General features: G+C 57.2%; 28 protein-coding genes and 5 pseudogenes. 18 read left to right on the top strand and 15 right to left on the bottom strand.

The window, feature by feature from the left end:
- Positions 1 to 405 precede the first annotated feature (405 nt).
- From ACFO3E_RS15790 to ACFO3E_RS15780, 3 genes are all read left to right on the top strand, one after another.
- Positions 406 to 687 carry a transglycosylase SLT domain-containing protein gene (locus tag ACFO3E_RS15790; RefSeq protein ID WP_380806025.1) on the top strand — a complete coding sequence of 94 codons (282 nt, stop codon included), beginning with the start codon at positions 406 to 408 and terminating at the stop codon, positions 685 to 687.
- A 265-nt stretch (positions 688 to 952) separates the two neighbouring features.
- On the top strand, positions 953 to 1105 hold the full coding sequence (locus ACFO3E_RS15785) for a type II toxin-antitoxin system MqsR family toxin (protein WP_380806022.1): 153 nt from the start codon (positions 953 to 955) through the stop codon (positions 1103 to 1105).
- A gap of 118 nt (positions 1106 to 1223) precedes the next feature.
- Entirely contained in the window at positions 1224 to 1718 is a 495-nt protein-coding gene (locus tag ACFO3E_RS15780) for a type II toxin-antitoxin system MqsA family antitoxin (protein ID WP_380806019.1), read from the top strand.
- A gap of 158 nt (positions 1719 to 1876) precedes the next feature.
- Here ACFO3E_RS15780 and ACFO3E_RS15775 read toward each other — a convergent pair whose 3' ends face one another.
- From ACFO3E_RS15775 to ACFO3E_RS15765, 3 genes and pseudogenes are all read right to left on the bottom strand, one after another.
- Positions 1877 to 2485, bottom strand: coding sequence for a nitroreductase family protein (locus tag ACFO3E_RS15775; RefSeq protein ID WP_380806037.1), 609 nt, complete (start codon positions 2483 to 2485; stop codon positions 1877 to 1879).
- Between the two features lie 376 nt (positions 2486 to 2861).
- A pseudogene (locus ACFO3E_RS15770) lies at positions 2862 to 3745 on the bottom strand (type IV secretion system DNA-binding domain-containing protein); the annotation flags it as partial.
- On the bottom strand, positions 3735 to 4025 hold the full coding sequence (locus ACFO3E_RS15765) for a ribbon-helix-helix domain-containing protein (RefSeq protein WP_083536056.1): 291 nt from the start codon (positions 4023 to 4025) through the stop codon (positions 3735 to 3737). The pseudogene ACFO3E_RS15770 and the gene ACFO3E_RS15765, both read right to left, overlap by 11 nt.
- Before the next feature lie 623 nt (positions 4026 to 4648).
- On the opposite strand from ACFO3E_RS15765, the gene ACFO3E_RS15760 reads away from it, so the two are divergent.
- On the top strand, positions 4649 to 4855 hold the full coding sequence (locus tag ACFO3E_RS15760; RefSeq protein WP_380806017.1) for a hypothetical protein: 207 nt from the start codon (positions 4649 to 4651) through the stop codon (positions 4853 to 4855).
- 4 nt (positions 4856 to 4859) lie between these two features.
- On the opposite strand, the gene ACFO3E_RS15755 is transcribed toward ACFO3E_RS15760, so the two are convergent.
- Positions 4860 to 5045 carry a hypothetical protein gene (locus tag ACFO3E_RS15755; RefSeq protein ID WP_380806039.1) on the bottom strand — a complete coding sequence of 62 codons (186 nt, stop codon included), beginning with the start codon at positions 5043 to 5045 and terminating at the stop codon, positions 4860 to 4862.
- A pseudogene (locus tag ACFO3E_RS15750) lies at positions 5018 to 5280 on the bottom strand (transposase); the annotation flags it as partial. The gene ACFO3E_RS15755 and the pseudogene ACFO3E_RS15750, both read right to left, overlap by 28 nt.
- On the opposite strand from ACFO3E_RS15750, the pseudogene ACFO3E_RS15745 reads away from it, so the two are divergent.
- Both ACFO3E_RS15745 and ACFO3E_RS15740 read left to right on the top strand, forming a co-directional pair.
- Positions 5272 to 5411, top strand: a pseudogene (locus ACFO3E_RS15745) (IS21 family transposase); the annotation flags it as partial. The pseudogenes ACFO3E_RS15750 and ACFO3E_RS15745 sit on opposite strands and share 9 nt — an antisense overlap.
- Complete coding sequence (locus ACFO3E_RS15740; RefSeq protein ID WP_380806035.1) at positions 5381 to 5578, top strand: Mu transposase domain-containing protein; 198 nt, start codon at positions 5381 to 5383, stop codon at positions 5576 to 5578. The pseudogene ACFO3E_RS15745 and the gene ACFO3E_RS15740, both read left to right, overlap by 31 nt.
- Positions 5579 to 5750: 172 nt before the next feature.
- Here the strand turns inward: ACFO3E_RS15740 and ACFO3E_RS15735 are convergent, their stop codons facing one another.
- From ACFO3E_RS15735 to ACFO3E_RS15725, 3 genes and pseudogenes are all read right to left on the bottom strand, one after another.
- On the bottom strand, positions 5751 to 6020 hold the full coding sequence (locus ACFO3E_RS15735; protein ID WP_380806014.1) for a hypothetical protein: 270 nt from the start codon (positions 6018 to 6020) through the stop codon (positions 5751 to 5753).
- Positions 6021 to 6090: 70 nt separating this feature from the next.
- Positions 6091 to 6297, bottom strand: coding sequence for a hypothetical protein (locus tag ACFO3E_RS15730; protein WP_380806012.1), 207 nt, complete (start codon positions 6295 to 6297; stop codon positions 6091 to 6093).
- Positions 6298 to 6508: 211 nt separating this feature from the next.
- Positions 6509 to 7150 (bottom strand): annotated as a pseudogene (locus ACFO3E_RS15725) (site-specific integrase); the annotation flags it as partial.
- Positions 7151 to 7233: 83 nt separating this feature from the next.
- Between ACFO3E_RS15725 and ACFO3E_RS15720 the strand changes: the two are divergent.
- The gene (locus ACFO3E_RS15720; RefSeq protein ID WP_380806009.1) at positions 7234 to 7512 is read left to right on the top strand and encodes a hypothetical protein; all 279 of its coding nucleotides are present in this window, start codon (positions 7234 to 7236) and stop codon (positions 7510 to 7512) included.
- A gap of 89 nt (positions 7513 to 7601) precedes the next feature.
- Positions 7602 to 7979: a hypothetical protein gene (locus tag ACFO3E_RS15715; RefSeq protein ID WP_380806006.1), complete on the top strand. Its 378-nt coding sequence runs from the start codon at positions 7602 to 7604 to the stop codon at positions 7977 to 7979.
- Positions 7980 to 8205: 226 nt separating this feature from the next.
- Here ACFO3E_RS15715 and vapC read toward each other — a convergent pair whose 3' ends face one another.
- Together vapC and vapB are read right to left on the bottom strand one after the other, a co-directional pair.
- On the bottom strand, positions 8206 to 8628 hold the full coding sequence (gene vapC, locus ACFO3E_RS15710; protein WP_380806003.1) for a type II toxin-antitoxin system tRNA(fMet)-specific endonuclease VapC: 423 nt from the start codon (positions 8626 to 8628) through the stop codon (positions 8206 to 8208).
- The gene (gene vapB, locus ACFO3E_RS15705) at positions 8628 to 8876 is read right to left on the bottom strand and encodes a type II toxin-antitoxin system VapB family antitoxin (protein ID WP_380806000.1); all 249 of its coding nucleotides are present in this window, start codon (positions 8874 to 8876) and stop codon (positions 8628 to 8630) included. Before vapB ends, vapC begins: the two co-directional genes overlap by 1 nt.
- 158 nt (positions 8877 to 9034) lie before the next feature.
- Here vapB and ACFO3E_RS15700 point away from each other — a divergent pair, with 158 nt between their 5' ends.
- Positions 9035 to 9169 carry a hypothetical protein gene (locus ACFO3E_RS15700; RefSeq protein ID WP_380805998.1) on the top strand — a complete coding sequence of 45 codons (135 nt, stop codon included), beginning with the start codon at positions 9035 to 9037 and terminating at the stop codon, positions 9167 to 9169.
- Positions 9170 to 9437: 268 nt separating this feature from the next.
- Here ACFO3E_RS15700 and ACFO3E_RS15695 read toward each other — a convergent pair whose 3' ends face one another.
- Positions 9438 to 9902 carry a BLUF domain-containing protein gene (locus ACFO3E_RS15695; RefSeq protein ID WP_380805995.1) on the bottom strand — a complete coding sequence of 155 codons (465 nt, stop codon included), beginning with the start codon at positions 9900 to 9902 and terminating at the stop codon, positions 9438 to 9440.
- Positions 9903 to 10333: 431 nt separating this feature from the next.
- Between ACFO3E_RS15695 and ACFO3E_RS15690 the strand changes: the two genes are divergently transcribed.
- Entirely contained in the window at positions 10334 to 10957 is a 624-nt protein-coding gene (locus tag ACFO3E_RS15690) for a response regulator transcription factor (protein WP_380805992.1), read from the top strand.
- 331 nt (positions 10958 to 11288) lie between these two features.
- Positions 11289 to 12239 carry an MBL fold metallo-hydrolase gene (locus ACFO3E_RS15685; protein WP_380805990.1) on the top strand — a complete coding sequence of 317 codons (951 nt, stop codon included), beginning with the start codon at positions 11289 to 11291 and terminating at the stop codon, positions 12237 to 12239.
- A 237-nt stretch (positions 12240 to 12476) separates the two neighbouring features.
- Here ACFO3E_RS15685 and ACFO3E_RS15680 read toward each other — a convergent pair whose 3' ends face one another.
- Entirely contained in the window at positions 12477 to 14540 is a 2064-nt protein-coding gene (locus ACFO3E_RS15680) for an SIR2 family protein (protein ID WP_380806033.1), read from the bottom strand.
- Between the two features lie 317 nt (positions 14541 to 14857).
- Between ACFO3E_RS15680 and yhhA the strand changes: the two genes are divergently transcribed.
- The 6 genes from yhhA to ACFO3E_RS15650 all read left to right on the top strand — a co-directional run bounded on the left by yhhA (position 14858) and on the right by ACFO3E_RS15650 (position 19979).
- On the top strand, positions 14858 to 15013 hold the full coding sequence (gene yhhA, locus ACFO3E_RS15675; protein ID WP_380805987.1) for a YhhA family cyclophane-containing RiPP: 156 nt from the start codon (positions 14858 to 14860) through the stop codon (positions 15011 to 15013).
- The gene (gene yhhB / locus ACFO3E_RS15670) at positions 14982 to 16151 is read left to right on the top strand and encodes a cyclophane-forming radical SAM/SPASM peptide maturase YhhB (RefSeq protein ID WP_380805984.1); all 1170 of its coding nucleotides are present in this window, start codon (positions 14982 to 14984) and stop codon (positions 16149 to 16151) included. The genes yhhA and yhhB overlap by 32 nt, the downstream gene beginning before the upstream one ends.
- Positions 16148 to 16726, top strand: coding sequence for a cyclophane-containing peptide 2OG-Fe(II) oxygenase YhhC (gene yhhC / locus ACFO3E_RS15665; RefSeq protein ID WP_380805982.1), 579 nt, complete (start codon positions 16148 to 16150; stop codon positions 16724 to 16726). The genes yhhB and yhhC overlap by 4 nt, the downstream gene beginning before the upstream one ends.
- 193 nt (positions 16727 to 16919) lie before the next feature.
- Complete coding sequence (locus tag ACFO3E_RS15660) at positions 16920 to 17441, top strand: aKG-HExxH-type peptide beta-hydroxylase (protein WP_380805979.1); 522 nt, start codon at positions 16920 to 16922, stop codon at positions 17439 to 17441.
- Between the two features lie 137 nt (positions 17442 to 17578).
- Entirely contained in the window at positions 17579 to 18739 is a 1161-nt protein-coding gene (locus ACFO3E_RS15655) for a nucleotidyltransferase family protein (RefSeq protein WP_380805978.1), read from the top strand.
- A 43-nt stretch (positions 18740 to 18782) separates the two neighbouring features.
- The gene (locus ACFO3E_RS15650) at positions 18783 to 19979 is read left to right on the top strand and encodes a hypothetical protein (protein WP_380805975.1); all 1197 of its coding nucleotides are present in this window, start codon (positions 18783 to 18785) and stop codon (positions 19977 to 19979) included.
- 151 nt (positions 19980 to 20130) lie between these two features.
- Here the strand turns inward: ACFO3E_RS15650 and ACFO3E_RS15645 are convergent, their stop codons facing one another.
- The 3 genes from ACFO3E_RS15645 to ACFO3E_RS15635 form a co-directional block, all read right to left on the bottom strand.
- Positions 20131 to 20355, bottom strand: coding sequence for a CDGSH iron-sulfur domain-containing protein (locus tag ACFO3E_RS15645; protein WP_380805974.1), 225 nt, complete (start codon positions 20353 to 20355; stop codon positions 20131 to 20133).
- 219 nt (positions 20356 to 20574) lie between these two features.
- Positions 20575 to 20877: a HigA family addiction module antitoxin gene (locus tag ACFO3E_RS15640; protein ID WP_380805971.1), complete on the bottom strand. Its 303-nt coding sequence runs from the start codon at positions 20875 to 20877 to the stop codon at positions 20575 to 20577.
- The gene (locus tag ACFO3E_RS15635) at positions 20867 to 21157 is read right to left on the bottom strand and encodes a type II toxin-antitoxin system RelE/ParE family toxin (RefSeq protein ID WP_380806030.1); all 291 of its coding nucleotides are present in this window, start codon (positions 21155 to 21157) and stop codon (positions 20867 to 20869) included. Before ACFO3E_RS15635 ends, ACFO3E_RS15640 begins: the two co-directional genes overlap by 11 nt.
- Positions 21158 to 21272: 115 nt before the next feature.
- On the opposite strand from ACFO3E_RS15635, the pseudogene ACFO3E_RS15630 reads away from it, so the two are divergent.
- Positions 21273 to 21904, top strand: a pseudogene (locus ACFO3E_RS15630) (tyrosine-type recombinase/integrase).
- Positions 21905 to 21916 lie beyond the last annotated feature (12 nt).

Here is a 21916-nt window from a genome sequence, read left to right as displayed (position 1 = left end):
TAATCTGCTCTTCCAAAAACTGCTTCCGCTTCATTCCGTCCGTCCCTTCCTTGGGGTCGGACTCTAGCGCGAACTGGAGGAAAAATCGGGGGTCACGTCAAGTGCAGCTGATTGATCTGACGGGCAGCCCGCCAAACGCCGCTGAGCAGCCAAGCTCGGCTGCACAGGCTGAAAGCCCGCACCGCGCCACCGCCAAGCCCAAAATCGCGTCCAGTGCTATGGCATTCCGCGTTCATGACCTCAGCCGCCGTTGGGTAGAGTTCCAGATGGCAAGCAGCCTTGCTGAACCTCAAGAGCCACCCGTCCCGGCTAAGCTTGCCGTCTCTGTGACGGACGGTCTCGTCATCCCTGCCTGGATGCGCGGTGGTTCTCCCCTCCCCTCGGCCAATTTGCCAAGCTATATGTTTGGCTGTCACCCGCTGCGGTACCGTCCCAACCGGCTTCCTCGCTCCCGACGCAGAAAGCAGACGCCAGACCTATTTCGCGCTCATGAGCAGGAGCGCCTGCGAACACGGCCTTCCGATCGGCCTCTTCGACGCCATGATCATCCAGGAGAACCAATACAATCCGCTCGCTCTTTCCCCCAAGCGCGCGTTCGGCCTCGCGCAACTCATGCCGGGTACCGCCGCAATGCTTGGCGTCAATCGTTTCGACGTGGTCGACAATCTCCGCGGCGGGGCTAAATAGGCAAATGCCTCCCTACATCCAACCGGATATTGCACGCATTCCACTCGTCGGCGAAATCGATATCCAGCAAAATGCGACGAAATTGTCAACTGGACGACGATGCCGGCCTGGTAAAGCATCTCCCCGCCGTCTTCTTCGAATAGGCCTTGATCGCGACTGATTTCTACCCGAGAGAATATCGGCTAACCCACCTTGAAAATGTGACCTTGAAGGTGTATCCATTGACGGTAAAGAAAAAGCCGCATAGGACCTCGCGGCGATCAAGGTGAAATTCGCGGATGCGGAAACGCTGGAGATCACGGGCAAGGCGGAGCGCGATGCCCGGGCTATTGGTTACTCGCTGGAGGATATCGTTGATGTCGTACAAGCACTGGATCCGGGTGACTTCGTGAAGTCGGAAACGGCTCAACCCAGTTAACCCGCGCGATTGGCACGACACTTACGAAATCCCTTGCGATGGCTTGTATCTTTATCTGAAGTTTGCCGGCGAGACATTGGTCGACGTGATGCTTACGTCGTTCAAGGAGGTTTGAGACGTGTCAGAAACCCGAATTCATCCCGAGACCGGAAAGTCGCTGCGGCGTGATGTCCGCCAGCAGACGGTGCGGGTCGGTTCAATGTCGCAGGTCGTCAATGTTCCGGGCTGGTATCCCGATGACAATGGCGATTCCGTCCATACTGGTGCCGACCTGAAAGCCTCAAATGAGGCCTATAAGTCGCTTCGGGACGCCTATGCCAAACATGTGAGGGCCGTCCGCAAGAAGCTCGGCCTTACACAGGAAGAAGCCGGCCATATCATTGGTGGCGGTAAACGCGCATTTCAGAAATATGAGAGCGGCGCTACGCCGCCGAGCGATGCTGCCGTTGGCCTCATTGAGCTGCTTGCCCGCCACCCCGATGAGATAGAAACGCTGCGAGCCTTTCGTCCCCCGTTTAAAGAGCGCAGGTTGGCCAATCCAAAGCCATCGGTCGCTTCACCTGCGGTTCCCGCCCGCCGCGGCGTTCGTACCGAACGCAAGTTGCAAGCATAAAAGGGTGACGATCGCAAAATCTGCCTATCGGCCCTGTGAAGGGCGTTTTCCACCAAGTCGTTGCTGATCTCGAGCTCATCTGCCCGGACGCTTAACTGGGGCGAAGACATATCCGGGCGAAATGCCACACGAAAGGACAGCGGGCGCGCCCTCTCTTGTCACGCCCCGTCTTTCAGCACCCTGATCAGCCCGCGAAAGCTACCCGGATAGGCAATTTCGTCCAGCGGCTTGCGATCGCTCGGTATCTCGCGCGGCTGCAGCTTTTCAGGCAGCGTCGCAGGATCGCCCCGGCGTCCGATTGCCACCGCCGCCTCGATTTTGAAGCCATCTGGAACGCCCAGCTCCATCCTGGTTTTATCCATGTCGATCCCCACCATCCCATGCGCATGATAACCCAGCAGATGCGCCTGGAGCGCAATGCCGGCCCAGGCGGCGCCTGCATCGAAGCTGTGCGAGTGGCTGGGCTTGTCCGCCGCGCCCATCGTCGTTTCACTCAGGATGAACAGCAGCACTGACGCGTCTTTGGCCCAGATAGCGTTGAAGGGGATGAGAAGGTCGAGGAAACGCTGCCAGTTCTCCGCGTCGTTCCTGGTTGCATAAAGGAAGCGCCAGGGCTGATAATTATAGGATGACGGGGCCCAACGGCCTGCATCCAAAATCGTGCGCAGGTCTTCGGCAGACATGTCTGATCCATCAAATGCGCGGGGCGACCAGCGATGGAGAAAGATCGGATCCAGTCCGGTATCGGTCCGCCGGTCGGTCGTCATGTCAGTCACTGTCCTCCGAAAAAAAGTCCATCAGCCTCAAGAACGGGAAGTTTGGTTGTGACGCCGCCCAGGAATGTCCCATGCCATGATCAACAGATCAGCCTTTTTGCCGCTCGCACCGTGCTGGTGGAAGCGCATGCAGGTAATATGAACTCCGCAGGCGGCTCCCTAATCACGTCATCGCGTCGAAGCGCTGTCACCCCCTAGGCTTTGCCTACCCGGCCTGACCGGTCAGCGATGCCCGGTGGAAGGATGGCGTAGGAGTGGTTGAGTGATTAACAGCGCCAGCAGTCACATGCAAATCAATCGGCCGTGTACACGTTGGCGGCGCCGCTGAGCGCATACGATATCACGCCCCTGTGGCGCAAGAGCTTTGGTCCATGGGATTGAGGATCGTGTCGCGCGCAGGATCGTAGAAGGACTCCACATAGGCGCCGGTCAGGTCGAAGATGACCGCGCTATCTTGGCGCTCGCGCATCTGCGCGACCAGGCTTCGGAGCTCCGTCGTTTTCCCCGAGCCGGTGGTGCCGTCAGCATGGCGTGGGATTGCTCGAGCCGATGCGGAAAAGGGATGCCGCCCAAGCTATAGGGATGGTGGATGCCCCTCCCCTTCCGCTCGGCAAATGGGAGCCGCAAAACCTCGCTTGGCTTCATGCCGGGACATAGATGGGCGACATCCCCCTCAAACTTGATGCGGTTATGCTCGATGATCTCGGACCGCAGCAATTCGACGTCCACCAGCATCGCCCCGCGCTCATGCCGCTCCTGAAGGATCGACTTGCCCCTGCGCTTGGATATGTCGACGAACCAGATGGCGGCAGGAACGGTGATGAAAATCGACAGCAGGAACGATCCCATTAATCCACGCATCCCAACGTCCCAGGCGCGGATCACGTCGGGAATATAGGGGACGGCGGACATGATGGTGCGAGTGATATCGCCGCTCGGCAGAGTGACGTTGACCCGCTTCATCGGATCGAGGTCGACCCAGTTCCAAAGCTCGGAATAGACCTTCATGCAGATGAGCTGAAAACCATGCTCGTCGAGCTTCACTGACATGATGCCAAACCAGCAGCTAAGAAACACGAAGAACCAGAAGCTGACGGGCAGTTTCGCGCCTGACAGCCACATCAACATTTCGTGACTCAGGAGCTGGCTTCCACGGGTGAAATTGCCCGAATTGCGCTGGACGTTCCCGCGCGCCGAATGGTGACTGAGCGGTATGTTCTGGCCGTTGTCGCGGATGTCCTTACGCGCCATGATAAAGCTCTACGCGCTTGTCGGTTTCAGCGACGATGCGATCGCGATATTGGGGAAATTGTTCACGGATCAGAACATCGAGGGCGAGGTGCTGAAACTCGCCTATGCGCGCGAGGCGAAGGCGGCTCATGTCCTTCAGGGAATCGCCGGACAAAAGTAGGTCCACCGCCGTCCGAATGAGATCGGCGGTAGGCACCCCCCGGCTACGGGATTGCTGCTCAAGGCGCTCCCACTGATCCTGTTCAAGACGGACCGTGTAACGCCGTTGCTTGATTGTCATCCACCCTACCTCCTAGCAGAGAGGCTGGTGGGGATTACGAAAGTAGAATATCGATAGCTCATGCTCCTGCCCATTGCAAGTTGTCAGACAGTGCAGGCGCGTCTAATGGCCGATTTAACTATTCGCCACACAGGTTGAACTTCCTGTCATACAATGTCTGACCTTCCGAAACGAGGATTGCGCGCGGTTCCACTGATTTTGGTTGAACCGCAGGTGCATACGGTGTGCTGCCTGACCACTTGGGAAGGCACTAAGACAGTGGCGCGCCGGTTAACCGGAACCGGCTCCGCTTTCCCCGGCCCGAAGGGGCCGGTTCGCCGATCCGGCAGGGATTGGCTCCGCCCTGTGGGCGGAATGATATGGCCTCGCCATATCTCGCCGTGGCATGAGGGGTTCACCCCCTCTACGCCGCGGCGAATCGGCGGCGAGAAGATGACCCTGGCGGGGCCAGATTGACCACGCCGCGATCGTCGTTGCGTTCCAGTCAATCAATGCCCCGTGCAGAGGCGAGCGAGGCGAATCCCGATGCGATATCAGAGGCATTGAGATAGCGTGGTGAAGAGCTATAACAACCCCGTCCACAATCCAATCCGAGCTATGAAAGATACACCAGGGTCAAAGGCTTGGACAAAGAACGCGCAGCCATTGCGGCTGAGGAAGCGAAGCTTGCGGAACGCAAGAAACAGCTTGCCGACAAGGAACGAGAGGCGTCGATCAAGGCGATCGAGAAGGCAGGGCTGATGAGGCTCTCGCCGGACGATCTGGAGGCCCTTCTTTCGCGCATCCACAAGCTCGGAATCGAGGAGGTACAGCGGCGCCTGGCAGCGTAGGCCTTCACAGCTGCCGATCGATCATGGCCATGCCGGGCTCGATGCCCGGCAATGGTGCGTACGATCCGGTAGCATGGCGGCGGAAGCACCGGAGAGTCTCCTCGTCGATGGCGAAAAACCCCTGCTTCTCATCCCTGATTGAAGTGCTGCGGGAGTAGCTGCGCTGACCGCACAGCTCTTCGGTGATCACCCCTTCACCTTCCGGGTCGAGACACCTTGAACGTACATCTCTGCCATTGTTGCCACCAGCGCCTGCTCCGAGCGCTGGTAGCGTTCAAACTGTTCCGTCGAGAGCCGCCCGTCGCGGTCCTGAGGCACGCGCATTCCAGCTTGCCGACACGCGTGATCAGCGTTCGGTTATAGTGCCCGGACCGCTAACCGATACGGCCGTCGCTCCGTTCGCTCTTCGCAGCGCCATGCCGCTCATGTTCCGGCCCGGCGAGGGCTATCAGTTGGACTGGAGCCACGAGGACGTGGAGATTGCCGCCAAGCCAATGCAGGTGAGGTGGCACATATGCGGTTGAGCTGGTCGCGGGCGCCGTATGTGCGGGCTTACTCGGTCATGGCGAGTGCTGCACGGAGGCTGTGCAACTGCGCGCCTATGCTGACAGGATCAGCATCCGTTGTGCAGGCCAGACGGTTGCCGAGCATGACCGAGAAATTTATCGCGCCATCGTTCAGTTAAGTGGCTCCCCAAAATCGATGCGGATCCGAACGCCCTGAAGGACCGGAGACCACCAACGCTGAGGCCGAGGATGCGATCGATGCCGATGAAGATGCTGACGAAAATGGTCCGAATGATTGGGGAGCAGGGCAGGTTTCCTCCAGGTACTGGGCGATCGGTAAGGCTGTACCCAAGATGAGAACCAGACTGTCTTCGCTGCCGAAGGTGCGGTCATCGCGCTGGGCGGCAAAGGCGCGCCAGAGCTTGTCCCAGGCCTGTCCGCGCGGTTCGATTGAGTTTGACCTGAATCCAGTCGCGATGGCGGTCGGCGAACGTCGCTACAATGTCATCGACGTGGGCGGGCGCTTCGAGCCGGACCTCGCGTACACGCTCCACTGGACTGGGAATAGCCCATCGCAGCAAGTCGCCGAGAAACAGTGCCGCGACGCTGTTCTGGTAGCGAACACCCGCTTGCGTGGTCGGTCCTCCTCGCTCCTCCATGGCTATAGCTTCACGATCCCAGCGCGACCGGTCCAGCGCGCATTCGCCAGAGTCGCCGTTGCATGCCGCCTCATTGCGCGAGCGCCTTGGTCAAATCGTCGTGCTCAAAGGCGCTCGCCATCCGTTTGATTTCGGCACGGCGCGCGCCAGCCTGCGCCGGGGGCAAACGGGTTATGGCGGGGATCCATTTAGGTGTTTTTACCGGTTTTAACTGATTTTGATAGAACCGCGGACCTACCCTATAAGCGCTCGAGATCTTTAGATTGAATCGCTGCATTCACGTCACAGAGCGACGACACCCACCTCCATCGTTCCTATGGTCTGCATGCGGATTGGCGTCAGCGCTCGGTTTGCCGCCGAGCAATCGGGTGCACGTGACAATCAACCGTTCGCAAACGCCTTTGCTGTTACCAATACCAGACATCATGATCATCAAATCTCTTTACGTGCCGCAGACGATCATCAAATAGCCGCATCGGGCACCCCGAACCGATTTTAGCCACCAGCCTCCCAGCCGCTCCCTGCTCGGCAGCAAGGTTGCGGTTAGAGGCGAGCGGCATGCGCGGGCGTTTCCAGCGCAGCGCGTCCATAATCCCGGCCAGCTCCTCACCACTGACGAACAGATCCTGATTCAATCCCGCGTCGAATGCGCGCTGATCCCCTGGAGCAGGTGCGCGAGGTCGTCCGCCGTCAGGTCCGGCAGCGCGCCGCGGGCGAACGCGTCGGATGAACGTGCGGTAGAGCGGCCCGATCGAGCCGGGATGGAGCGCCATCGCCGCCACATCATAGGCGACCCGGGCGGGCTGGGCTGGCGTCCCCTCCCCGCGCCGCCACCGCCAGTGGCCGTCCGCGTCGCGGGTGCCGCCCGGCTCCCCTGGCACCGCTGGGCGCGCGCGGATCCGGCGCACCTGCACCCGGCGGAACAGCGGCCCCGCCTCAATCCCCGCTGCCTCTGCCCAAGCGGTGATCGCGCGGACGCTGCGCGGGCTCAAAAACGCAGTCGCCCCCTCGCCTTCCGGGTCGCTTTTGGTCCGCGGAATGCTGAGCAGCCGCGCCTCGGGGTCGGTTGCCGCCTCGATATGCTCGACCTGGATCGCCACCAGCTCGGAGGCGCGCAGCCCGCTACCATGATGGTGACACGTCTCTCTGGTGGCGCCTGCACCCTGCCCGGCCAGCCTGGCGAATGGTGCGAGCACGCCCTTGCCTGCCTGACATGCCGGTTCTCCTGGGCGATGCTGATGATATCGACCACTTCCGCTGCGAGCGAGCCGGGCTCTACCTCGCTATCGAGGGCCTCGAACAGGAAGCCCGCAAATACGAGGAAAATGGCCAGTCCCGCATGGCCGACATCACCCGCAACCGACTCCAATGCAACACGGACGTGGTGCACAACACTGACACCATCATCCGTTTCATCGAGGAGTGCGGCCTCTATAAGGGTGGAAAGCAGCGTTACAAACCTGCCGCTGCTCGGGAGGAAGCGTTGCCATGATCACAGGACCTGATCGACGGATCGCAACCCTCGATAATGCCAGGAGCCGGCGGAGTGCGGAAAAGCGCGCCGCGGTCTAGGATGCGATCATGCGGCTGCGCGACAGCAAGCAGTCAGTCACGTTCGTCTCGGTGGCTCGTGCGGCCAAGGTCAGCCGACAATATCTTTACAACAACTTCTGCGATGAAATCGGTGAGGAACACACGGAAACCCGGTCGGAAACCGAGATCATCGACGGTAAGAAAGTGCCCTTGCGCACACCCGAAGAATATCGCCACATCGAAGCTGCCTTCCGCAACAAGACCGAGCGTCTGGAATCTGATCTGCGGGATGCTCGCGCCGAAAAGGCCAAGGCTGACCGGACCGCCGAACGCGAGCGCGGCAAGGCCGAATATTGGCGCCAACTCTACACCGCCGCCCTCGCGGGGTGTCGCCGGACAGGTTCCGGCGCCCCTACCCTCGGCTGAGGACTGAAACGCCGCGCATCAAATCGGGCTACGATCAAGCGAGTCGGAAGTGCGCCGCCTTCGGCAGCTTGCACTTCCAACTCCCTTGATCGACTAAATTATAGGTAAGACACAATGGACAGGCGTTTTGCCATAACGCACTGGAAATACAAGAAAGACACCACTTGGTGTAGATATATGTTAAATTCATTACGCGTCCTCGGTGAGCATGCCGAATGATCGCTCTTTAAAGTGCGGATCCGTTATTTGGCGTGACCCAGTCTTCAATCCGCAGGCCGGGCACACGGTCGAATTCGCGCCGATTGTTTGTGACTACTATCAAACCAGCCGACCGAGCATGACCCGCGATCATCTGGTCATATGGACCTATTGGCGTGCCAGCCCGCGCGAGTTCGGCACGAAGCTGTCCAGTGTGTGCGGCCGCTTCCTGGCCGTAGTTGAGCACTTCCAGGCGCGCGGCGAAGCCCTCCACAACTTTGAGATTGCGTTCAGGATTGGACGACTTCTCTGCGCCGTAGATCAGTTCCATCAAGGTGATAGAACTGATGCACATTTGACCTTGGTGCCGTTTGAACGCAGTTCGTACTTCATGAGGCCGGTCCTTGATGGTAAAAATGCAGATATTGGTGTCGAGCATGAACTTGAGCATCAGAAAGCGTCGCGGACCTGATCGTCCGGCTGCTCACGTTCCGACATGTAATCGGCAGTCACACCCTCTCCGTCGAACCAGCTGTCCCAGGACTCACCCGCAGGCGTGATGATACGGGTTCGGCCCAAGGCTACCACATCCACCCGCTTCACCTCATCAGGAAGCGCGACCGCCTTGGGCAATCGCACGGCCTGGCTGCGATTGCTCTGAAATACCGAACCTTGTTCCACGACAGCCTCCTGCCTCACGTATATTCCACTCTACGTAACTCTTGGGATATGTCAATGGGATATACAGTTTGGGCGAGGTTCACTTGCCTGACTTTAGGCAGTTAGACATCACGTCCGCCATTCTGATGGCCGCAGTCCCTGAATGTCCCCTACCGATTGAGATTTGTGCAATTAGGATGGCGCGCTTCGCAGTTTTCGAGCACGTCACGGGATGCGAAGCGGATCCCGCCTTTCAGGTATCCTCTCCTAAGACTTTCGGGCTGTTCGTTTTCGACCAGCCCATTTTTTTGCGCTTCGATTTCGCTGCCTGACCTGGCATCGGAACGTGCGCAAAGCGTTGCCGTCTTATCATCCTGTGCGATACGGATCCCATTCCCCCTGTTAAAGGACGCGGTCTTCCTGATAGTGATCGGTTCCCGTCAGCACTTACAAAGTTCGCGGAACAATTCTCAGGGAGAGACCTCTCTCAGGGCCTCTATTAGCTTTTAGTCCAATGGCGGCTCGGAGCTGTGCCCTCTTCAACTCGCTCGGGCATTGAATGGGGCGCAGTGTTAAATAAGGTAGCAACGGCTTTTCCGGTCAGCCATGTCCCTCCACCGCGAAACCAGCGAGCATCTCGGCCAAGCTTTCGCTGTTGTCCCTATTTCCGCTGATGGCGTCCTTCAGTGCCTCTTCCACCTTTGAAGCGACGAACCGCGATGGGCCTGCATATGCTAAAGACCAGGTCAAAAATCGTCGAACATCATAAGGTCCAGATGCAATCGTTCGAACATCCTCATGGCAGGAATCGCGTAAGATGCTTTCCTTGAGTTCAGCAATAGCGACGGGAGAGCCTTCCAAATATTGGGAGAAGCGCTGTCCCGTGAACAAAAGCGCGCCGGTCACGCCCAAAGAGCGATTACGCGATATGGAGATGTTGACGATATCTCGCACCTGATCGTCAACCTGCGCAGCTTGCAACCGACTCGTACTGATATAAAGCCACCGTTCCAACATATTGGCGCTATAGGACAGCTGTACAAAAGGAGTAAAGGCGAGGCGCATGGTGGGGACCGTAAATGTGCGCCTCGCCTTTCCAGTGGCCATCCCTTGGGGGAGGGAAGGACCGATCGAAGAACTCCCTTTTGCCGATTCGTGGTTAATAGGCCCCAAGCGCCGCTGTCGTACAAATACGACGTCAGCCGTTCATATTGCTTAGGGTTGGAACGCTAGCGCCCCTCCGGAAATCTGGAGGTTGGCCATGTCTGAGCAGAAAATCGAATGATGAAAGATGCCAGCGGCCTGAGAGAAGGCATCAGGCTCCTGGTTAAAAGCCGCTCTCGCTTTGTTCGAATGGGCCGCGTGCAAGGGGCAGCGGCGGGGTGGCCAGCTGGCTAGCATCTTCCTCGGGACAGAATTTAGAGCGGAAGTAAATTTTCCTTGCAACCAGTTCGACTATCGTGCGTTCGGCGGCGGGGGAGGATGTATCGTTCGCAATGAGCGCCAAATGTTCTGTGTTCATCGTCGTGGATGACGCGCGCCTTCGCCGTAACTTAGTGGCAACTCTCCGCTCGGAACAGTATCAGCCGACGCCCTATGCAGCTGGAAGCGACTTTCTCGAAGCGCTCAGTTACCTTCCCGCCGGTGTAGCGATCGTGGACCTGAACCTTCCCGACAAGAAGGGGATCGATGTCCTTAAGCAGCTGCTGGAGGAGCGAAAAGACATTCCTGTGATTATTACGGCAGACCAGGTATCCATTCAGATGGTAGTTCAGATGATCAAAAGGGGTGCCGATGATTTCCTTGAACAACCCTTCTCCAAGAAGATGCTGCTGGAAGTGATTGACCAATCAGCGGCGCTTTTACAATCAAGAATTGAACTACAGCAGGAGCAAGAGCGGGCCGAAGCATGCCTGCAACGCCTGACAAAGACGGAAATAGATGTATTAAGGTCGCTGAAATCCAACAAGAGCAACCAAGAAACTGCGGAAGAACTGCATCTTAGCATTAGAACAATAGAAACCTACCGTACCCGAATCATGAAAAAGTGCGGCGTGACGAGATTTGCGGATGCGATCTCTATTTATTCAATCGCTTCGAGCAGCCGCAAACCTCATTGAGCATTGAAAATAGACCTATGGGCCAATACGGTCGGCGGCGATCCTACTGCCTATTCGACGATGAGCTGGGCTGTCGAGACAATATCCAGAATCACGAAGGTCCGGTGAATGAACCGGAGGATCGGGTGGAGCTTCGGATCGGCATAGGCCTTCGGCGGGTAAGGCCGCCGCCTAATGCATGAAGTCTTGCCTTGTCCAGCACGCGATCGTCGTGCGAAAAGGCGAGCAAGGAGTGACGATGAACCCAGATCTTACATATCCTCCAGTTGAGCTGCCGGCGATCGGCAATGGCAGCGCGACAAGGATTGCGGACGGGGTCTTTTGGCTGCGGATGCCGATGGGCGGCAGCTTGGAAGCGATTAATATTTGGGCGCTGGCTGACGGCGATGGCTGGACCATCGTCGACACGGGCCTGCGAACCACTGAAACCGCTGCGGCGTGGCGCCAAGCATTCGCGTCGACCTTGGCAGACCGCCCGGTGCGGCGCATTATCGTCACCCATCTCCATCCCGACCATAGCGGCATGGCCGGATGGCTCACGCAGAAACAGCCCGCTCAGCTCTGGATGACGCGGCTGGAATATCTGACGCTGCGTGTCCTGGCCTCTTACACAGGGCAAGAGGCGCCCGAGGAGGCGATCCGGTTCTATCAGACCGTGGGCTGGGAAGAAGATGCTCTCGATCACTATCGGGCGCGGTTCGGTGATTTCGGCAAGATGCTCTATCCGTTGCCCGACAGTTTCCGTGCGCTGGAGGATGGTCAACGGCTCATCATCGGGGACCGTGAATGGGTGATCGCGATCGGCAAAGGCCATTCGCCCGAGCACGCCCTGCTCCATTGTCCCGAGATGAAGCTGCTGATTTCGGGAGATCAGATACTGCCAGAAATCTCATCCAATGTTTCGGTACAGCCTTTGGAGCCCGAGGCAGATCCGCTCACCCACTGGCTGGAGACGCTTGAGGCGATCCGTCAAAAAGTGCCAGACGACGTGCTGGTTCTTCCAGCCCACGGCAAGCCGTTTCATGGTCTTCATGCCCGCATCGGTGCGTTGATCGACGGCCATGAAGCTGCCCTCGCACGGTTACTCACCCTCGTTGAAACGCCGAAACGGGCGATCGACGTTTTTCCAGCCTTGTTCAAACGCCAGATCGATCGAACTGTTCTTGGTCTCGCCACAGGCGAAAGCCTTGCCCATCTCGCCTGCCTTCGAAACCGAAGGCTTGTGACGGACGAGCTCGATGCTGTCGGTACCAGATGGTGGCACGCCTGCCCAACCTCCTAATGGACTCTCGGCCCTGCTGTAACTGCGACCCTTCTTTGTCGTTCAACGGCCAAATTGCGCTTTCCGGTAGCGGACATCTCATAGCCGCCCTCGGGCTGGTCGCCATGTCCGCTTTGTTGGACGTCGGAGACTGTCCGGAATAGCCAAGCGAAATGCAATAAGCGGCCGTTCGAAACGGCGAGGCTGACGCAATCGCTTCACCGTTGAATTTTGGCCTTCAGCCAAACGCCGTCTGAACTATCTCATCTTTTGGCGCAGATCTTCTAATCGCGCCTGAGCCTCGGAAATACCATCGCTATCGCGCTCTGCCTGGTATGCAGCGACCACCCTTTCCATGGCACGGACCGCCTCGAGGAGTGGTGTCTCTTTAAACGGCCCTTTCTTCTTGAGTTTCGCGAGGATTTCGAAATCGGAGGCAAGGTTTTCGAGCATGCCGGCGAGATCGGAATTGGGCTGATTGTGCCAAGCGTGCTCCACAAGGTCGCGATGAATTTGCACGGCCTCGCCGATGTCATGGCGCATACGCCTGCGCAACCCGTCACTTGGAACCGGATTTGCTGTGAGCATTTCATCGGTGTAGGTCACGAGCGCCTGGGCGAGACCGTCTCGCGCTTCCGCGACTTTGTCCCCGAGCGCCTCGGGAATCTTAAGCGCTTGCTGATATTTTTCGATCGCTTCCCTGGTGGGAGGCCCTCGGTCCGGTTCGTCCGTGAATGATCGTTTTTCCTGTAAGGCACGCGCTTCGTAGAATAACAGCAGGGCTTTTGCTGTCCGATCGTTTCGGACGAGCCGCTTTCTGGCGCTGGCTATGACTTTCAGGATTTCATCAACACCCGCGACAAACTTCGGATCGGAATCGGCGAGAGTATCAACCCTATCGAAGAGCGCTTCGATGAGCGACTCGGCATGACGCACCCGTTGTTGCGGAGGCGCGAACCGGTGCAGATGCTCAAATTCCGTTATGGCCTGATCGATCAGCCCGGCATTTTCATCGGGATTCTCGTCAAATGCATCCTGAAGGCTCTGGGCGTACAGCATCCTCGTCGTCGTTTCCGAGTCCTTGATCGGCAAAAGAAGATCAATTGCTGCTTTGAAATTGCCTTTCGCGCGTTGCTGGCGAGCCGCAACGAGCGAGCCATCGACGTTTTGCCTTGTGTCGACAGCGTGCGATACGCGCTTCTGATATTCGCCTATCAGGTCCGCGATCTCGAGATCCCCATTGCCGCGCAGCCTCTCGGCCTGCTCGGCAAGGGCTAGAATCGGGTCCGCGACCCATCCCGGTTGGCCCTCGCCAAGTTCGCGCGTTAAGGCTTGGAAGAATCCATCGGCATCCTGGTCGGGGATGAAGAACTTGTTTTCGCCGGTTTCGAGCAGAGTGCGAGCGCCAGGGGACAGGTCGCAATAGCTTTTTTCGTATGCAACCCAATAAACTACCATTCTTGGGATCGTCTGGGCAGCGTACTGGAGAAGGTTCATGACGCCTTCTTCACCGCCAGCATAACCCACCACGACCAGAACGGTGGCCTGCTTGAGCAGTCCCATCATCATCGTCTGGAAGTTCCGGTCGTCGCCTGTCTCAGTAAGCGCGGCGGGGCTGTTGCGCAGATCGTAGGTATGCATAGACCCATGCAAATGCACGACTTGGGGACGGGCGGGGCTCGGCGAGATCCTAGTCAGCGATTCCAGGCCATCTGAAACCACTGGCGTGATGCCGGTTCGAATGATGCCTTGAAGCGCCAACTGATCGAAATTGGTCGTGAGGACAGTGTGGACATACCTGCGCTGCACGAGTGTCCCCAGACATGCGTGCGCCCAATTGATTTCGAACTCTCGGTCGCCGATGACCCTTGAAATAATCTCTCTTTGCTGATTGGGGCTCTTGAGGTGCTCCGCAAACAAATAGGTGTAGAGTCCACTCCAGTCACCTCGCCTGCTCGGTAAAACGAAACGCTCGGGCACCATCTCCGCGTTGACTAATGCCTGCAACGCCGCGTTCGGATCATCATGAGCGTCAACCGGCGTCAGGTTGTAGCGGCGAGCCAACACGCACACGCAGCGTTGGGAGACATTGGCTGCGAGCGGAATTTTGGCGCTGACCGAGCAACCTGCGCCCAAGAGGAAGATCGCCCGTCCGCGACGTCCAGTCATCTCGCCTACGTCTAGCCTGCGGGCTGCTTCGCCATTATCCAACGGTGGATCGTCACGCGCAAGCATGAGATCCCGAGCCAGTTGCTTTATGGTTCGCGCCCGCAAACCCGGACGATTGTCATCGCTCGAAGACCCGACTGAATCCCAATGCATCAAGGCCCGCCCCCATGTGTCCCTCACAGCAAGCGGGATGACCGCGCTGCAAATTAGACTTTTCTTTAGTTTTGCGCATTGTGTCAATCAGGCATGATCGCTTGCAAGGCGGTGACGATATTCCATAAAAATCTATTTTGTATAATATAATACATATGCATTAGTTTACATTCTGGGATTTCTATAGACAATTAAATTGCGTTATTTAAATAATGCTGCCTAGATAGGAAAATTTTACGGAAGTTCCGATTGAAATAAATTTGCGTGCGTAGCTCTAAAAATCAGGATATGACATCGATCTGAGCCAGGAGTCCGACATGCAAGTTTCCACGCCCAAAGCCAATCAACCGGCCAATCTCCTCGGGAGAATCGCCGACAGCGTCACTCTGGCGAGGCTAATCGAGGAGGTCCGAAACGAAGACCTTAACGTGGCTCGCAGCTATGATCGTACGCACAATCGCCACAACCGCTGAAGTCTCGGGCCGCACGCCGTTCATCGACACCGTCCTGTTGAAGGTAGCGAGTCGCTGCAATCTAGACTGTAGTTATTGCTATGTTTTCAACATGGGCGACGAGGGATGGCGGCGCCAACCCAAGCGCTTGCCCCTAGGCGTCGAGCAAACGATAGTTTCTCGGCTTGGCGAATTGCTGCGAGACCAAGGTCGGCCGTTTAGCATCGTCCTGCACGGGGGCGAGCCCCTGCTTCTCGGACGCGACCGTCTCAACACCCTGTTCGCGGCATTCGCCGCGGCGGTGCCGTCCTGCGGCCTTCATATCCAGACGAACGGTACTCTACTGGACAGCGACATCCTCGATCTTTGCGCGCAATACGGCGTTGGCGTGTCCGTCAGCCTCGATGGCCCCGTGGACGTCAACGACGCATTTCGTGTCGATCTCCGTGGGCGCGGATCGTTTGCGCGGGTTATGGCCGCCATTCAGCGCCTCAGGGATCATCCTGCGCAGGCGGCCTTGTTCTCCGGGCTTCTAGCAGTTGTCGATCCGCGTTCCGATCCGGACGAGGTCTACCACTTCTTCAAGGAGACCGGTACGCCAAGCGTCGATTTTCTCTATCGCGACGGAAATCATACAGCATTGCCATTCGGCAAGGCCTCTTTCACTTCGACCGAATATGGAACCTGGATGACCAGGATTCTGGACCTCTATCTTGCCGACCCGACCCCGCCGCGGATCCGCGTGCTTGACGATATGATCAAGCTTACGCTCGGCGGCCGGGCCCGAAAGGAGGGAATCGGCGTCTCCGACTACGGGATCGTGGTCATCGATACTGACGGATCAATCAACAAGAACGACACTCTCAAGAGCACGGCGGACGGAGCAGACACGTTCGACACCCCTTGGTCGGTCCTGAATGATCGGTTGTCCGATGTCGTCGCGACTGCAGAGTTCCGCTCGTACCACGAGGCTCAGCGCCCCATCTCGAGCATCTGCAAGGCATGTCCAGATTTGCACGTCTGCGGAGGCGGAATGCCCACACACCGCTGGAGCGACGAAAAGGGCCTCGACAATCCAACCGTGTTCTGTGCGGATCAGCGACTTTTGATTGGGCGTGTCCGCGAACACTTGCGTGCGCATGTAGGCGAAGTTGCATGACACCTCACTTCGAGGACGCAATCGCTGCCGTGGCACCGTTCCCTCACGCATCTATCCCTGCCATTCTTTCGCCGGACGAGGCCGCAGCTGCCTTATCCTGGCTCACATTCGAGGCGCCGTGGAGCCTCAGGACCGAGAGTTTCTACGAACAGTACGAGTTCAGCCTGCTGGATGTTGAGATTCCACGGGAGCTGCGCGACCTCATTGCGCCCGGCTTTATCGACGCGCTGCGGACATTCCTGCAAGACCGCGTTGGGGCGCCCGACCGGCTAGACTTGGTGAACGCAAGTGCCCACAAACTCATTCCCGGCCAGACCATCCGCCTCCACAATGACTTCATTGGAGAGGAGGAAACGCACCGCGTCCTTATCCAGCTCAACGATGGCTGGAGCGCCGAAAACGGCGGCATTCTTATGCTCTTCAACAGCCATCGGCCGGAAGACGTCGCAAGTGCATACTTACCCGTTCATGCAAGCGGCTTCGCATTCGAGATCTCACCCCGCTCATTCCATGCCGTCTCAACGATACGATCAGGCGAGCGCTTTACCCTTGTCTACACTTTCCGTGCTTCCTGACGACGGTCCTTTCAGGCCATCTGCGCCCTGGCAGCTGGCATGGCTTGCGGAAAAGGTCGCGGCGCCTCCGCGATCCATCCTTAAATGCTGGCTCGCTCCGCCGCCTGGCGCCATTCAAAGCCTAAGCGCCCGCGGACTTGCCCCTCGTGCTCGCAGCGCGCCCGATGATCTTGCCCTCGCGGATGCGGAAGCCTTGATTGCCCTCGTTCCGGACCTGCACGACATCGTGCAGCAACGGGTTCGCGGGCTCGCAATCGTATCCAGCCAAGGGCCCGACTATGATACCAGCCATAGCGAGCCGGCGTGGCCGGGATGGATCTTTGTCTCCATTCCTGGGAGAGGCGTCCGCGGCGCGCTGCGCCTCGCCGAGGGCGTCATCCACGAAGCCATGCATCATAATCTTACCGCACTGGAACATCAGCTCCCGCTCACCCTTTCCGATGACGCCATCTACTCTCCATGGAAGCAGGAGACGAGGACTGCGTCCGGCGTACTGCACGGGTTGTATGTGTTCGTGTGCCTTGCCGCTTACTTTCATCAGATTTGCAGGCAAGCCTGTGTAGGTGACGCGTCCCGCGCACGCATCGCTGCCATCTTGGAGGAAGTCGCTTCCATCGACCGGGCGCGGCTCGAGGCGGCCCTCTCTGAATCCGGGCTTCGCTTCTGTCAGGCTCTTTATGATTCTGCGATGTTCCTAAGGTCGAATCACGGATAAGATTACAATCTTGTTTCAGCGTATGGCCAATTGACTGTGTTGCAACCGTCTGGCAACCTTTGAATCCTTAGAGGCCCATGGCTTGGGATAGCTTCCGCTAATCAAGAGTTCGCGCCGACCTTTGCTGTGGTGATGCCGTGTCCGAATACCCACAACTGGAGTTCTCCAAGAAGGATGTCGTCAGGGCGGGGACTGCTCTGAAAGGCCGCTTGGATTGGTCGCCGGATAGCGAAGCGGAAATCCGCAAGATCTTCGCCATCGCGAACAGTTGGCGCGCTTCACACGCGTTTCCGATGCACCGCTTACGCGCCGAGATGCATGGGCGAATGAGCGCGCTGAAAGTCAAAGGTCTAACTGCCGCACGGCTCAAGCAAATGCCTTCAATCCGCGCCAAGTTAAGTCGTATCGGTAGCAATTTGCGGCAGCTGCAGGATTTAGGCGGATGCCGCGCAGTGGTGCCAAGCATCGTTGAGGCGCGGCAGCTGGTATCCGAAATTGTGAATAAATCTTCGCATATTTTGAAACGCGAAGATGCCTACATGGATGCACCACGAGATAGTGGTTATCGAAGTCACCATATAGTCTTTGCCTTCCAACCGCGCGACAAATCCGAGGAGGGTTACGAAGGCAGGCTCATCGAAATGCAGATACGAAGCCGCATGCAGCACTCATGGGCAACCGCTGTTGAGGCCGTGGGTCTGTATCGGGGTGAAAATATGAAAGCCGGCGAGGGCGATAAAGATTGGCTTCGACTCTTTGAACTTATGTCGCTGGAGTTCGCTGCAAGCGAAGGATGCGATTACGCTAAGGTCGCTTCGGGCAGCAGGGTTAGCGAAATCATTGATCTTAACGCCAGTTTGAATGCCACTCAGACTCTAGACACTCTCAGTCATGCCGTTTCCAACCTCGACCGGATCGAACATGACCGAAATCATAAACCGCGATATTGCTTAATTATCTACGATCATAACGCCCGACGGGTGAACGTAAAATATCTAAATAGGCCGTCTGATATTGGCTCCGTACTTGAGGGCGGCGTCAGTGGATTCAGCGAGAACGAACAGTACAGTATTGTTGTGGTGGAACTGGATAAAATTGAAAATCTGAAAGGTGCCTACCCTAACTACTTTGGAGATGTCCAACTTTTCAAATCGAGCTTGGCGGAGGTGGTAAATGGCCGCCCGGTCAAAGAATATTCACTGCCCCCCGTCGAGAGAGTTCCTCCACCGCCAAAGGCGATTGCCGACGATTCTTGGCTGAGGTTTCCCAATCGCCGCAATCGCCGCTGGGAGGCTTGAAGTTGCCGCGCTTGGCCAGGATTGAGGGTTCACAGAGCCGATAATGACAGCTTCACCAACCGTTTATCTTGATAGCCAAGACTTTTCACGTTTTGGCGATGTCCTACGCGGCAAAAGCGATGACGCAACAGGGAAATTGTTCACAGCGCTTGAGGATCGCGCACTGTCTGGCGCCGCCACTTTCGTTGCGTCCATGCCACTTCTTGGCGAATTGCTACAATATGATGCGGATTTTCGCGAGACTACTTTTAGGAAAGCCGAAGCGATTGAACGCCTGTGCGGTGCCAATGCTGTGGCATATCCCCCGCGCGCCATAGCCATAGAAGTTGCAAAGGCAGCTTATGACGCGCTGTTGATCGATGCCCCGCCAGATGAGTCGGTTCTGCGAGGCGAGCGCCGCTGGTATCCTGATGTCTCAGATGTATTTGAGGGCTTTCGAGAAACCGTCCTAGATCGAGCTCACAATGCGATGGGCGAGATTACTGCATTCAATCGAAACGCCCGCAGAAGGGCTAAAAAATTGATCACCCTTCCGAACATTATACGGTTCGCCAGGGAGGGTTCGCCACAGTTCGCTCTCGAATACGGCCTCCCGGAAAATGCCGTAATCAAATCGATCGTAGCTTGCCTACAAGATCGAGCCACTCCTCAGCAGGCGAGCGATAGCCTGTTTTCCGCTATTGCTGAGCCGCAGAGGTTCGTGGAGCTATATTTCGAACGACTTGAGTCAGATCGCTCATTGCCCGAATGGATCAGCGGCATGGGCCAGACACTGTTTGATGCCTTTGGAAACATTCAGAAAACTCTTGCACCGCTCTCGAATGATCCGGAATTTGGATCAAAGGTTCGTCGAATCGTCGATTCACAAATTCAGAAGTTTGAGGAAATTGCGCTCAATATTTGCGCGGAGGATTCGAAGAAACTGGGCGTAACAGCGGGGGTGCTCGATGCCTTTAAAGGCAATTCGCAACTACGCTCCACGGTCCCAGCGTGCCGTATATTTTCGTCTCTGGTGCGGGGGTACACTCTCCAAGTTGTTGGTGTATCAGCCAAATCGGCATCGATCGAACGCAGTTTCGGCGGGGATTTAGTGCATGCATTTTACATACCGCACGTAGATTTTTGGCGCTCAGACCGCCGTTTTTCGGCTTTAGTCAAAGAAACCCTGCCCGAATATTCTGCAAAGGTCATACCACAGCTCAGGGATTTGCCGACCGCGATTGATGCCTTCCGCGGTTGATAAGATCTAGGAAGAGGCTGTCGAGGGGCTAACGGGGGGCTAAAGCATGGTTCGATCGATTAGTTTATCTCATGACGTGCCTCCCAACGCCCTAACAATCGACAGCTTTTAGGGACACTGCCTTCGAGTACGTATGACCGTTATGTTGGCGCTAACCACCAGATTTCACTGCGGCCTCCGCCGCTTGGAAACCGATCTTGGAATGTTGGCCGTCGCAGAATGGCTTCGTGATCGACGCACCGCACCGGCAAAGGAAAACACGGCTCTTGCCCTGAAAGTCATAGAGATTTCCAGCTCCATCGCGCAGCTCAAGTAGGGCCAAATCTCCGGTTACGAGATATGGCCCGTTTTTTGTTGCGACAATATCCACCGCCATCGGAGCCTCCTCAGGTGGCCGTCCTTGGGCAGCGCTCGTCTCCGCTGTCCGGTCTCAGCCGGAGATATATCGCCTGGCACGAACTAAGGAAATGGCCAATTCATCGAAGGAAATGTCGAACAAGCACCGATCTGCTCGATGAGCCGGCGTTGCTGGGATGCGAAAGGCAGCTATCAGGCGTACGATTTCACATCGGGAATGACCGAGAAGTCGGCGATGTCAGGCAGCTTTTGCGAGCTTCTCGACCTTTATGTCCTGCTCGTGCTCGCGGGCTTGGGCCAGCTCATAGGTCGTCTGCATCCGCAACAGAGTGTCGGCCTTGATGCCGAAAGCCTTCTCAAACCGAATAGCCATATCAGCAGACAGGTTCGCATTGCCATTCAGCAAGGTGCTCAACGCCTGCCTCGATACGCCAAAATGCTTGGCCAAAGCCGTCACGCTGACCTGTGCGGGCTCTACAATTTCCGTTTTCAACCAATCGCCAACGTGGACAGCAAGCGAAGGGTGCATCTTAAGCGCCATGATAATCCTCCAGATCCATATCGATTAGCGCGCCTTGTTCATTCAAACCGAAGGTCATCCGCCAGTTTCTCGAGACTGTCATTGACCAGCTTCCCTTCCGGTCACCTGTCAGCTCATGCAATCCGAAGTTCGGAGGCACTGACAGCTCCTCGAAGCTTTCCGCAGCGTCGATGAAAGCCAGCATCTTGCGCAGTCGCCCCGCATCTCCAACCAGGCCTTTGGCGTTGCCCGTCTCAAAAAAGCGGCGCAGGCCTTTGTGCCTGATGCTCTCTATTTCCATCGTTCGGATGTAGCGCAGCGCCGCGAGATTGTCAAGTGTCGCGCGACACATGTCGGAAGGCACGAAGCATGGATCCTATACTCGCGCTGGCCATCCCGGCCATCGGAGAACTATCATGGGACATTCAGACCTTGACCCCGCCATTCATGATCGGAGCCCTTGGAACGCAGGGAAAAAAGTTGGGCCGAAGCGCCCACTGAAGCCTCGCGATATCTGGGCGATCCGTTTCTATCTCGACGAACACAAACGTCTGCGCGACCGGGCCCTTTTCGATCTCGCCATCGACAGCAAATTGCGAGGCTGCGATCTGGTCAAAATCAGGATCGGCGACCTGATGAGCGCGGGTCATTTCGGGATCGCGCGACCGTCATCCAACAAAAGACCGATCGACCCGTGCAGTTCGAGATCATGACGGAAGCACGCAAGAGCCTGAAGACATGGCTCGATCGGCGCGGCGGCACGATTCGCGACTTCGTATTCCCAAGCAGGATCGATTATCTCGGCCATTTGAGCACACGGCAATATGCTCGTCTTGTCGACGAGTGGGTTTCAACGATTGGTCTCGACAAGCGGGAGTATGGCACGCACTCGATGCGACGGACCAAGGCAGCACTGATCTACAAAGCCACAGGCAATCTTCGGGCCGTCCAGATCCTGCTGGGTCATACGAACATTGAGAACACGGTCCGTTACCTAGGGGTCTACGTGGATGATGCCCTGACACTGTCCGAACGGACGGAAATTTGACACTGATTCCGG

The organism is Sphingobium tyrosinilyticum (assembly GCF_042654265.1).
Lineage (GTDB): Bacteria > Pseudomonadota > Alphaproteobacteria > Sphingomonadales > Sphingomonadaceae > Sphingobium > Sphingobium tyrosinilyticum.
The sequence above is the reverse complement of the archived record's forward strand: the minus strand, read 5'-3'. Positions and strand labels throughout refer to the sequence as shown.

Bases quoted from the DNA above. Each gene is read 5' to 3' on its own strand.
- ACFO3E_RS15775 (WP_380806037.1), bottom strand. From the start codon at position 2,485: ATGACGACCGACCGGCGGACCGATACCGGACTGGATCCGATCTTTCTC.
- ACFO3E_RS15765 (WP_083536056.1), bottom strand. From the start codon at position 4,025: ATGACAATCAAGCAACGGCGTTACACGGTCCGTCTTGAACAGGATCAG.
- ACFO3E_RS15735 (WP_380806014.1), bottom strand. From the start codon at position 6,020: ATGGAGGAGCGAGGAGGACCGACCACGCAAGCGGGTGTTCGCTACCAG.
- ACFO3E_RS15730 (WP_380806012.1), bottom strand. From the start codon at position 6,297: ATGCAGCGATTCAATCTAAAGATCTCGAGCGCTTATAGGGTAGGTCCG.
- ACFO3E_RS15720 (WP_380806009.1), top strand. From the start codon at position 7,234: ATGCCGGTTCTCCTGGGCGATGCTGATGATATCGACCACTTCCGCTGC.
- ACFO3E_RS15715 (WP_380806006.1), top strand. From the start codon at position 7,602: ATGCGGCTGCGCGACAGCAAGCAGTCAGTCACGTTCGTCTCGGTGGCT.
- vapC (WP_380806003.1), bottom strand. From the start codon at position 8,628: ATGCTCAAGTTCATGCTCGACACCAATATCTGCATTTTTACCATCAAG.
- ACFO3E_RS15700 (WP_380805998.1), top strand. From the start codon at position 9,035: ATGGCGCGCTTCGCAGTTTTCGAGCACGTCACGGGATGCGAAGCGGAT.
- ACFO3E_RS15695 (WP_380805995.1), bottom strand. From the start codon at position 9,902: ATGCGCCTCGCCTTTACTCCTTTTGTACAGCTGTCCTATAGCGCCAAT.
- ACFO3E_RS15690 (WP_380805992.1), top strand. From the start codon at position 10,334: ATGAGCGCCAAATGTTCTGTGTTCATCGTCGTGGATGACGCGCGCCTT.
- ACFO3E_RS15685 (WP_380805990.1), top strand. From the start codon at position 11,289: ATGCCGATGGGCGGCAGCTTGGAAGCGATTAATATTTGGGCGCTGGCT.
- ACFO3E_RS15680 (WP_380806033.1), bottom strand. From the start codon at position 14,540: ATGCATTGGGATTCAGTCGGGTCTTCGAGCGATGACAATCGTCCGGGT.
- yhhA (WP_380805987.1), top strand. From the start codon at position 14,858: ATGCAAGTTTCCACGCCCAAAGCCAATCAACCGGCCAATCTCCTCGGG.
- yhhB (WP_380805984.1), top strand. From the start codon at position 14,982: ATGATCGTACGCACAATCGCCACAACCGCTGAAGTCTCGGGCCGCACG.
- yhhC (WP_380805982.1), top strand. From the start codon at position 16,148: ATGACACCTCACTTCGAGGACGCAATCGCTGCCGTGGCACCGTTCCCT.
- ACFO3E_RS15650 (WP_380805975.1), top strand. From the start codon at position 18,783: ATGACAGCTTCACCAACCGTTTATCTTGATAGCCAAGACTTTTCACGT.
- ACFO3E_RS15645 (WP_380805974.1), bottom strand. From the start codon at position 20,355: ATGGCGGTGGATATTGTCGCAACAAAAAACGGGCCATATCTCGTAACC.
- ACFO3E_RS15640 (WP_380805971.1), bottom strand. From the start codon at position 20,877: ATGGCGCTTAAGATGCACCCTTCGCTTGCTGTCCACGTTGGCGATTGG.
- ACFO3E_RS15635 (WP_380806030.1), bottom strand. From the start codon at position 21,157: ATGGAAATAGAGAGCATCAGGCACAAAGGCCTGCGCCGCTTTTTTGAG.